The following is a 9,787-nucleotide window of genomic DNA, read 5'->3' as shown; positions in this document are numbered from 1 at the left end:
TTTTAGAGGTTCTTTGCGAATAACCACGATAGGCTATTTCAGTTTTGACTTGTTCAATGAGTGTATTCATGACTTACCTCCAAGTTATGGGATAACCCCAAGGTAAGTGTGGCTCAAATATTCAGAAGAGGATCTCCGCGTAGCGGCTTAGTTCAACAGCTTATTCTCTCCCAAAATGTCGGAATAAATACCGACAAAACGGGTCATATTACGTGTTCCCATTTTCACATGTAAAAACTTCAATGTAAACAAAACATAAGAACCGTTCAAAAAACGCACTGTCAAAATTGGACAAAACGGGCCGTAATAATGTTATTGGACAAACAGCAAACCACTGGCAATAAAAACAGTATTTTTAACAAATGGAATTGTTTATGAAGTCCCCCTTTTTAATTATGGTGCAAGCGCACATGTATATGCGTCGATACGCTAAACGTACCATAGAGTTTTACCTTAGATGGATAGCAGCGTTTATTCGTTGCCCCACCACAATACACTTGGTAACGCTGACGTTGAGCTATTTATTAGTCACCTTACAAATCAACAGCATGTGGCACAAAACATCCAAGCGCAGGCATTAGATGTGCTTGGCAATCCCTTAAAAATTTTTTAAATCGAGAGTCAGTTAAGCCGAAACTAGCTACTCTTTGCAATTACCTTCAGGCACAAATCAACAAAGGAGATAACCGTACTGCTACCTCCTTTATGTGCAAATCAACGCTATCAATCTAAGTTTTTACTTATCATTACAGTTACTAGCAGCAACAAACTCGATAGCCATAAACACGCTTCGAGGCCATAGCTTTGATAGATAAAGCCAGAGAACACGGTGCCCATTAACCGCCCCATCGCATTGGCCATATAGTAAAAACCGACATCGAGTGATACACCATCACTGTCGGCAAATTTAACAATCAAATAGCTATGCAAAGATGAGTTAATAGCAAACACCCCACCAAAGCACAGTAAGCCGATAACTATCACCCACATTGGGGCTATGTGATTTGAAAGTGCAACAGCGATAGCAGCAGGTATTAACGTTAGCAGCAGCGCCCAAAACGTCAGTTGTTTAGCGGGTGTTGTTGGCTTATTTTTGCGGTTGGTTATTTTAGGTGCATTGGCTTGTACTATGCCATAAAAGATGATCCAAGCGGCCATAAATCCCCCAACCAGCGTATGGTTCCAACCAAAGGTGGAAGATAAAAACACGGGTAGAGCAACAACAAACCACACGTCGCGCGAAGCAAATAAGCAAAGGCGCGCTGCCGACAAGGTATTTATTTGCCGGCTTTTTGAAAATAGCTCACTGAACTTGGGTTTAAATTTCTTTTTACCTAAGTCTTGCTTAAGCAGTATTAGACTGCACATCCAGGCAAGCAAAAGCAGGCCCGTCATCACCCAAAGTGCGCCTTGAAAGCCAAACAAGCCAAGTAAGGCTCCGCCCATAAAAAAGCCAACCCCTTTAAGGGCATTTTTAGAGCCAGTAAGTCGTGCTACCCACTTGTAGAGCGTACTGTCTGCATTTTCAGGGACCAATAACTTAATCGCACTCTTTGCGCTCATTTTATTGAGATCTTTGGCAATCCCCGAAAGCGCCTGAGCCGCCATAACATAAGCTACACTCAGCCACTGCGGATTAACCGCCAACATAACAAGTGACAGTATTTGCAATGTAAGGCCAAAGTTCATGGTTTTATTTAAACCAAGGCGCGCGCCAAGCCATCCACCCAGCAAGTTTGTCACTACACCAAAAAATTCGTAGAACAAAAACAACATGGCTATGCTAATCGGGCTGTAACCCAACTGATGAAAGTAGAGCACTACAAGCATGCGTAGTGCGCCATCAGTTAACGTAAAAGCCCAATAGTTACCAGTGATGATGAGGTATTGCTTAATCTCACTAGAAAGCGTGCTTATCATAGTGGTTACGCAAATCGCTTAGCTACAACGTAGCGAACAAGGTCAGCTGTGCGGTTTGCATAGCCCCATTCGTTATCATACCAAAGGTACATTTTTACCTGTGTACCGTTAACCACCATGGTTGACGGCGCATCTACAATGGAGCTTCTTGGGTCAGTTCGATAATCAATTGAAACCAAGGGGCGTGTCTCGTAACCAAGAATATCTTTAAGTTCATTTTCTGCCGCCTCTTTCATCCAACCATTGATTTCGTCAATGCTTGTTTGGCGGCTTACTTCAAATACACAATCGGTAATTGATGCATTAGCAAGCGGAACGCGAATGGCGTGGCCATTTAGCTTGCCTTTTAACTCAGGGAAAATATGTGTAATGGCCGTAGCGGAACCTGTTGTGGTTGGTATTAAACTCATACCACACGCTCTGGCACGACGAAGGTCTTTATGTGGCGCATCTAAAATGGTTTGAGTGTTGGTGATATCATGGATAGTGGTCATCGAGCCATGCTCAATACCAATTTTATCCTGTAGCACTTTTACCACAGGAGCTAAACAGTTAGTTGTACAAGACGCCGCGGTAACTATGCTATGCGCGCTAACATCATAATCTTGATGGTTAACGCCATACACTACGTTTAAAACGCCCTCTTCTTTGACTGGTGCTGTTACTACAACTTGCTTAACGCCTTGATCTAAATAGGCTTGTAGCAACGCTTTTGTTTTCATTTTTCCTGATGCTTCAATCACCAAGTCACACTGTGACCAATCAGTTTGCGCTATTTCTTTGTTATGCGTCACGGTGATGCTGTGGCCATTGATAAGCATGCTATCGTCAGTGGCATCTACTTCATAATTCCAACGACCATGCACCGAGTCAAAATTCATCAAGTGCGCAAGGGTTGTGGCATCGCCAGCTGGGTCATTGATATGTACAATTTCAATATTGTTACTCGCGTATAACGCACGCATTGTTAAACGCCCCATACGACCAAAGCCGTTAATACCTACTTTAATACTCATAGTTGTTCCTTGATTAGTTGTTACAACAACTGGCAATGCGCTCAGGGCGAGAACCCATAGTGTTAAGCTTGTCAGTGGCAGTTTGTAAAAATGATTGATTATGGTGATACGTCTGCGCAAGGATATCTTTTATCCAATCAGGTAATTGTTCATTAATACGGTAGTAAACCCATTGTTTGTGTTTGCGATCGGTTAACATCCCCACTTTTCTGAGTTGTGCTAGGTGGCGAGATATTTTCGGTTGGCTAAGCTCTAAAGCAGCCATAAGCTCGCACACACATAATTCTTGCTCTTGCTCAATTAACAGCAAACACTGCAGGCGCGTATTATCCGCAAGTGCTTTGTAAAAGGTAAGTAAGTCCATATTTGTCTCGACCACTTTAATATATGAAAAATCATATATTCGTTTAACCATATATTCAATATTTTCTTATGAAATCGAATGCCAATTGATTATGCGGTGACAGTTGTCATACTCAGTAACACATCAACAGTACAGGAACATGACATGAATAATAATCTGGCCAGTTTTGAAGTTAATTTTGATGGCCTGGTAGGACCCACTCATAATTATGCTGGACTCTCTTATGGCAATGTAGCGTCATTAAATAACGCCGATGTAGTTTCAAACCCTAAACAAGCGGCCTTACAAGGCCTAGCTAAAATGAAAGCAATGCATGATATGGGTTTAAAGCAAGGTGTGTTAGCACCTCACGCTCGCCCTGACGTAGATGCCCTAAGACGCTTGGGTTTTACAGGCAATGATACGCAAGTGATCAACAAAGCAGCAAAAGAGTCACCGGTATTACTTCGCGCGGTGTACTCTGCATCGGCGATGTGGACTGCCAATGCAGCAACCGTTTCACCCTCTTTAGATACAATTGACGGCAAGGTTCATTTTACAGCGGCGAACTTAAACAATAAATTCCATCGCTCTTTAGAACCACACACAACAACCGCTTTACTTAAGGCTATGTTCGCCAACGACGACTACTTTGTTCATCACGCTCACTTACCTGAACAACCATTTTTTGGTGACGAAGGTGCGGCAAACCACACCCGTTTATGTGATAGCCATGGCAGTAAAGGGCTTGAATTGTTTGTTTATGGTGCCAGTAGCCTTAATAATTCGATACAAGGACCAAAAAAATACCCTGCCAGACAAACACTAGAGGCCAGTCAAGCAATCGCGAGATTGAATACCATTAATGAAAACCAAGCGATATTTATTCAGCAAAATCCAGATGTAATTGACCAAGGCGTGTTTCACAATGATGTTATTGCTGTTGGCAATGAAAATGTGTTGTTATGCCACGAGCAGGCATTTTTAGAGCAATCAAGCGCTTTGGATAGGATTAGCCAAGCTTATACTGGTACTAAACCACTTCACATTATCGAAGTGCCAACCACATCTGTGAGCGTTGAAGATGCGGTGAGTAGCTATTTATTCAACAGTCAGCTAGTAACGCTTGATGATGGCTCCATGATGTTGGTAGCACCTGAAGAGTGTAAAAATAATCACAAGGTTAGCCACTACATTGAGTCGTTGCTAAGCATGAATAACCCTGTCAACACAGTTAAGTTTTTTGACCTTAGGCAAAGTATGCAAAATGGCGGTGGCCCTGCTTGCCTAAGGCTAAGAGTTGCGTTAACACGCCAAGAGCTGTCGCAAGTAAATCCAGACGTGATGATGAGCAACGATAAATTCTCAGCCCTTATCACTTGGGTAGATAAACACTATCGAGACAAATTAACAGACAGTGACCTTGCCGACCCGCAATTAATTATTGAAACGCACACCGCGTTAGACGAGCTTACGCAAATACTTTCGCTTGGCAGTGTTTATCAATTTCAACGTTAGCCAAAAAACTAAAAAAGCCCAGCAATGCTGGGCTTACAACTTAGGGAAAATAATAACAACTTCGCCTGTGCAAAGTGCTTGCTTCTCGTCCGCTACTCATCATTTACACTTTTTATTATTGCTAAATGTGTGTTGAATAGTGGAAATGAAACATAAAATAACATACATGGTATATTGTATACAATCAAGCTTTTCATGAATTTATCTGTTAAATAGAACTTAACTCATCTTGGCTTCTTAACTTGCGCACTGTTTCTTTAGCATTTACCGCTTTAAAAATAAGCATAGCGATACACGCCACAATGGCGATACCTGCGTAAAGCCCCCACATCCATTGCGGCTGCTGCGCTTCTAATGCAAATTTTTTGTAGCTCCATCCCGACAAAAAGCCTGCAAACAAAAACCCAAGCGCCATAGACACAAAGTAATAACCCATATACACCGCGGTTTGTGCTTTGGGCGCAATAAATGCGACATATTCTTGGCTTTTTGGGGAGGTAGACATCTCGCCAATTGCGATTAGTAAAATTACCGTTGTGATAGTCAAACCACTGAGCATGTTTTTATCACTGATCAACAACATAAATGCCAATGCGGTCACAACTAGTCCAGCTGCAAGCACATGCATAGGGTTGAACTTTTGGCATAAGTAGCTGACGAAAATTTGCAAGATCACGATGGCCGCAAAATCGAGGTTTATAAGATACTCAGGGTTAATTTGACGATATGCCAGCAGCTGTTGGGTAAATTGGTCTATGTGCATAGGCTCTAGGCCATTGCTTGAATAACTCGCAAGTGCCACTTGTGAAACTATGACTTTTAAATCTTCAACCGGTACATTCACTTTCAAGTGAACCCACTCAAGCCTAAGTGCTTCGATGTCAACCGGCTCAGCTGAGGCCAAAGTTATGGCAAGTTCTTTTAATGCTTGTTGCAGCGCACCCTTGTCTACATAGGCAAAAAAATCTACCGCGCCTTGTCCAAACAGTGCGACAAAATTCACTAGATCTCGCGTATCTGCAAAATCTCGAATGAATAAGGGTAAGGTGTAAAACAGTTGATTATACACTGTCCAAAACAGCGATAAGATAAGCAAATAAATCGCAAACCGAGCGTTACTTACACGAATCTTCTGACGCCACCAACAAGCCGAGTGCTCTTTTGCACGCAGATGCCATAATACATTGATACCTAGCCAAAGTAAGATTAATAACAAGCTTTGTCCGTAACTTACCCATCCTACGCCCGCCGCCATAAATAACGCGATTGACACGAATACCAAAAGCGCGAATCTCGCATTGCCTAAAACAGTTTGCGCTTGAGTTATAACGTTTTTAAGATTTGTTGATGTGGTTTGTAATGTCGGTGGGTCGCGATAAAACATCAGCACAGGGATAAAGTTAATTGCAATCCAAAACGCTGACATCATAAACACCGCATCCCAGCTAATTGCTCGCATTGAACCCGCTATTAAAGGACCTATGAATCCACCTATGTTTACCATGGTGTAAAAAATACCAAACCCTAATCCCCTGTTTTTATCATTGGTGCTATGCGCGATGGTACCTACTACGATTGGTTTAAAACAGGCAGCTCCGAGTGCAATACCGCTCAATACCACAAAAAACCATGGAAACGACTTAACTTGCCCGAGCAAGAAGTAACAAGGAGCCATAATACTAAACGAGATGATAAACATGCGCTTATAGCCAAGCTTGTCACCAAGAGCCCCAGTAAGTACAGGCAATAGATACAAAAAAAAGGGAATTATCCCTTGTATAGCGCCGCGTTGTGTTTCACTAAAACCGACTCCGCCCTGACTTACAGGCGTGGTCATATATATCGAGGATATGGCAAAAAAGCCATACCACGCCAAGCGCTCAAATATCTCCATAATATTAGCGACGTAAAATCCAGAACCAAATTTATGTTTTGTTGTATTTTTTTGTTATTCATTTTTACAATTCTGATTGATATCTTTTAGGTATATTGAATACAATATATTTAAATAACAAAAATGAGAACACCGAAATGCGAACAATACTGTTAGTTTTTATACTTTTTGCGATAGGTTGCACCGGACTTACAACAGACAAACAAGCCGCTTTTAGCACAGATAATATAGCCAACATGCGTGCCGATGTTCGCGTTGTTGGGCGTACCAGCACCCTAGAACACATTGATATCGCCTACTTAGGAAAAACCATTCCTTCCACTTACAGCGATGGAAAAATTGGTAATAGCCGCGGTTATAACTGGTGGGTAAGCAAGCATTTCGCTCTAAAGAGTGATTTGTCTGAAGAAAAAGTCCGTTTATACCTCGAACTTTTAGAAATGGCCTACCCTCACTATGTTGAGCTATTTGGTATGGCGCCCAAAAATATCGACAATCAACGCATAGCCGTTGTGTATGGTAGCTCCCGCGCTCGATTAAAAGAAGCCATGCTAGATGATGGCTTTTTACGGGGTATACATAAGACCGCCGGGGGCGAAACCATGTATTACAACCGTGCGGGCTATAACTTCCCAAGCCATAGAGAACACCATCAGCGTTACATTGTGATCCATGAAACAATGCATGCATTTCATATGGCGTTAAACGGACATTCAACCTGGGCGCCAAATTGGATCACTGAAGGTCTTGCCGACTCCATCGCTAGCCATGTGTATGACCCAGACAAAAAACAGTTAACTGTTATGGTCTTTGATAGAGCGCCGATGAACTACATCACAACGGGGCTTGAACAATACCAACAGGGCGACAAACCTTCGATTGAACAAATTAATGACGACCCTGAACTTAAAAGAGGCCTCAACTTTTTTGTTATTCACTTTTTGATGTCAGATCCCGTGCGCCACTTGTACTTTAAGCGCTACTTGCAAAACTTAATGACACTTAACCCACACTCAGAGCTTACGCTACCAACAGCAAATCAGCTGCTAAAAAGCACCTTTGTCGATTGGCAAGCATTAGAAATGCAATTTGCCCAGTTTGTCGAAAACGTTCGGCCAACATTTAATATTGTTTCGGGACCCTGGGAGCAAGATGGCAACGCCTATTGGCTTCGAAGTGACGATGCACAATCTAATCACCAGCTTGATATTTCGCTCAATAATAAAACATTTCATGCAACGCTTGATTTTCCAAGCCCAGAACTGCCAAAGCAAATTAAAGACAAACAATGGCTATATGCAGCAAAACTAAACTTGGAGAACGCTCAATTAGGGCGAGGTGAAATTGGTTTAGCGCTTTACAGTAATGATAAATCGTTACCACTAAAACTGGTTGCAGCAAACCGCTTTGAGTTTGATTTGTCTGAACTGGGTTTAGATAACCAAACCCTTGCGTTAAGGCCTGAATTGACAAGCGACTTAAAGCAAAATCAAACGTTAATTTTTGCTATTAGACAACGTAACGAGGAGCTTTTAACTTCGGTGTACTCACAGCAGCATCGCCAAGTTTTAAAATTCAAATTGCCGGCAAACATTGCGTTGAACAACAAAAAGGTTAGCTTGTTAGGGCGCGGCATGAATCACAAAATCACCCCTTATTTGCATAACCATACTTTTAAATTACCTGTTTTAAATGAGAATAACCCAGATCCTTGGTACTTTTCTAACACCAGTCAGTTCGTTGAATTGCTTAATACTTGTGAAGACGCGTTAGAGCAACTCAACGGTTGTCGTGCACTATTGGCCAATTTGGCTAAAAAACTAGATAAGCCCAGTGAGCATAATGATTTGATTCGCCAATTGGATAATTTACAAGCAAAGTGGCGCACTTTAGCAAAGCAAAAAACATCCAATGTTCGCCCTTCCCCGCGCTATGATGCTTCTTTTGACGGCGTGCAGATGAATGTACAAAGCGATGGCGAATTGACTATCACTATATCTGGTCCTTACTCTGGTAAAACGAGTGGCACATTGTCAGTATCTTTTTATTCGTATGAGCACCCAGAACAAAGCCAAACACTTTGGACAAAGCAGGTAAATATTGAACCATATGAGCAAAAATCTTGGTCACCAGATATCGCAAATTTAGCCCAATTGAAAGCAGGAACACTGATAGTACAAGCAACTTTAGATGTAGATGGTGAGCCACTGTTGTTATCAAAATCGATTGCCAAATAAACATCTTTTCGCGTTATATTGGCAATTAGTTGGAATGTAGTCACAGAGTTGGCCTTCTTTATCAGCGAAGGCCTATATTTTATTCGCTGAGTATTAAAACGATTCTAAGCACCGCGTTAATTATTATGTTGCTGGGTTTACGTTCTTGTTTTTCTCTCTAATATAATGCTTAAAGTGAGTAGGATAATAATGGCAATTATCCAAACATAATAGCCAATTCCCAACCCTGTGATGGGGGTGCCTCCTCCTTCGTTAAAAAACCATTGTTTGGCTGTAAATGAGCTCAAAGCCAATACCAGCGATACGCCTGAATATATCGCTGCGCGCTTATATCTTTCTAAATAACAATGCACAAAAGCGATGATGAATAGAGGGTTTGCAAACCATGCTAGGTCTAATGTAACCACCCCCCACCATCCCCATAATAACAGTGAATAGCCAGCCAGTGGCGATTGCTGCGCAAAATGTAAGGCCGGTAGGCATAGCGACACCAAGTAAAGCGCAGCGCTTATTGCTAACACAGGTAATTTATAGTTGGCATACACGCTCATAACCCTTAGCCCCTAATATGAATTTTGATTTAAACAGTCACCAAATGGTCGACAACCTAAATCAAATATAGCAAATTAGCATTGTTGGAAGATAACAAAAAGGAAGATTATGTTTAGTCACATTATGTTAGGGGCCAATGATATTGCCCAGTCAAAACAGTTTTACGACGCTATTTTAACCACACTAGGCTAAGGTATCCCCAAAACTAGTGTTTATATATCAATAAGATGGAGATTTTAGAAATTTTGGAAAATGTGGGGAACATTCATGATGTTTAGTGATCTTATGAATCGCTAAATAAAAAAAG

At 41.6% G+C, this 9,787-nt stretch carries 8 protein-coding genes; 3 read left to right on the top strand and 5 right to left on the bottom strand.

Annotated features, from left to right (window positions below; all coding sequences use genetic code 11):
* Nucleotides 1–457: 457 nt before the first annotated feature.
* Nucleotides 458–613 (top strand): hypothetical protein, encoded by a 156-nt coding sequence (locus HC733_RS21165; protein WP_190366966.1) that lies wholly within the window; start codon nt 458–460, stop codon nt 611–613.
* 110 nt (nt 614–723) lie between these two features.
* Here HC733_RS21165 and arsJ read toward each other — a convergent pair whose 3' ends face one another.
* The 3 genes from arsJ to HC733_RS21150 are packed head-to-tail and all read right to left on the bottom strand — an operon-like array spanning nt 724 to nt 3,300.
* Nucleotides 724–1,920, bottom strand: coding sequence for an organoarsenical effux MFS transporter ArsJ (arsJ, locus tag HC733_RS21160; protein ID WP_190366965.1), 1,197 nt, complete (start codon nt 1,918–1,920; stop codon nt 724–726).
* A 5-nt stretch (nt 1,921–1,925) separates the two neighbouring features.
* Nucleotides 1,926–2,936 (bottom strand): ArsJ-associated glyceraldehyde-3-phosphate dehydrogenase, encoded by a 1,011-nt coding sequence (locus tag HC733_RS21155; protein ID WP_190366964.1) that lies wholly within the window; start codon nt 2,934–2,936, stop codon nt 1,926–1,928.
* A gap of 13 nt (nt 2,937–2,949) precedes the next feature.
* Nucleotides 2,950–3,300, bottom strand: a complete 351-nt coding sequence (locus tag HC733_RS21150) for a metalloregulator ArsR/SmtB family transcription factor (RefSeq protein ID WP_190366963.1) — start codon at nt 3,298–3,300, stop codon at nt 2,950–2,952.
* Between the two features lie 156 nt (nt 3,301–3,456).
* Here HC733_RS21150 and astB point away from each other — a divergent pair, with 156 nt between their 5' ends.
* Nucleotides 3,457–4,797 carry an N-succinylarginine dihydrolase gene (gene astB, locus HC733_RS21145; protein ID WP_190366967.1) on the top strand — a complete coding sequence of 447 codons (1,341 nt, stop codon included), beginning with the start codon at nt 3,457–3,459 and terminating at the stop codon, nt 4,795–4,797.
* Between the two features lie 208 nt (nt 4,798–5,005).
* Here astB and HC733_RS21140 read toward each other — a convergent pair whose 3' ends face one another.
* Complete coding sequence (locus HC733_RS21140; RefSeq protein WP_190366962.1) at nt 5,006–6,691, bottom strand: MFS transporter; 1,686 nt, start codon at nt 6,689–6,691, stop codon at nt 5,006–5,008.
* Nucleotides 6,692–6,828: 137 nt separating this feature from the next.
* On the opposite strand from HC733_RS21140, the gene HC733_RS21135 reads away from it, so the two are divergent.
* Nucleotides 6,829–8,928, top strand: coding sequence for a hypothetical protein (locus tag HC733_RS21135; protein WP_190366961.1), 2,100 nt, complete (start codon nt 6,829–6,831; stop codon nt 8,926–8,928).
* Between the two features lie 137 nt (nt 8,929–9,065).
* Here HC733_RS21135 and HC733_RS21130 read toward each other — a convergent pair whose 3' ends face one another.
* Nucleotides 9,066–9,479 carry a hypothetical protein gene (locus HC733_RS21130; RefSeq protein ID WP_190366960.1) on the bottom strand — a complete coding sequence of 138 codons (414 nt, stop codon included), beginning with the start codon at nt 9,477–9,479 and terminating at the stop codon, nt 9,066–9,068.
* Nucleotides 9,480–9,787 lie beyond the last annotated feature (308 nt).

It is taken from the genome of Pseudoalteromonas sp. S16_S37 (assembly GCF_014694405.1).
Lineage (GTDB): Bacteria > Pseudomonadota > Gammaproteobacteria > Enterobacterales > Alteromonadaceae > Pseudoalteromonas.
The sequence above is the reverse complement of the archived record's forward strand: the minus strand, read 5'-3'. Positions and strand labels throughout refer to the sequence as shown.

Bases quoted from the DNA above. Each gene is read 5' to 3' on its own strand.
- HC733_RS21165 (WP_190366966.1), top strand. From the start codon at position 458: ATGGATAGCAGCGTTTATTCGTTGCCCCACCACAATACACTTGGTAAC.
- HC733_RS21155 (WP_190366964.1), bottom strand. From the start codon at position 2,936: ATGAGTATTAAAGTAGGTATTAACGGCTTTGGTCGTATGGGGCGTTTA.
- arsJ (WP_190366965.1), bottom strand. From the start codon at position 1,920: ATGATAAGCACGCTTTCTAGTGAGATTAAGCAATACCTCATCATCACT.
- HC733_RS21135 (WP_190366961.1), top strand. From the start codon at position 6,829: ATGCGAACAATACTGTTAGTTTTTATACTTTTTGCGATAGGTTGCACC.
- HC733_RS21150 (WP_190366963.1), bottom strand. From the start codon at position 3,300: ATGGACTTACTTACCTTTTACAAAGCACTTGCGGATAATACGCGCCTG.
- HC733_RS21130 (WP_190366960.1), bottom strand. From the start codon at position 9,479: ATGAGCGTGTATGCCAACTATAAATTACCTGTGTTAGCAATAAGCGCT.
- HC733_RS21140 (WP_190366962.1), bottom strand. From the start codon at position 6,691: ATGGAGATATTTGAGCGCTTGGCGTGGTATGGCTTTTTTGCCATATCC.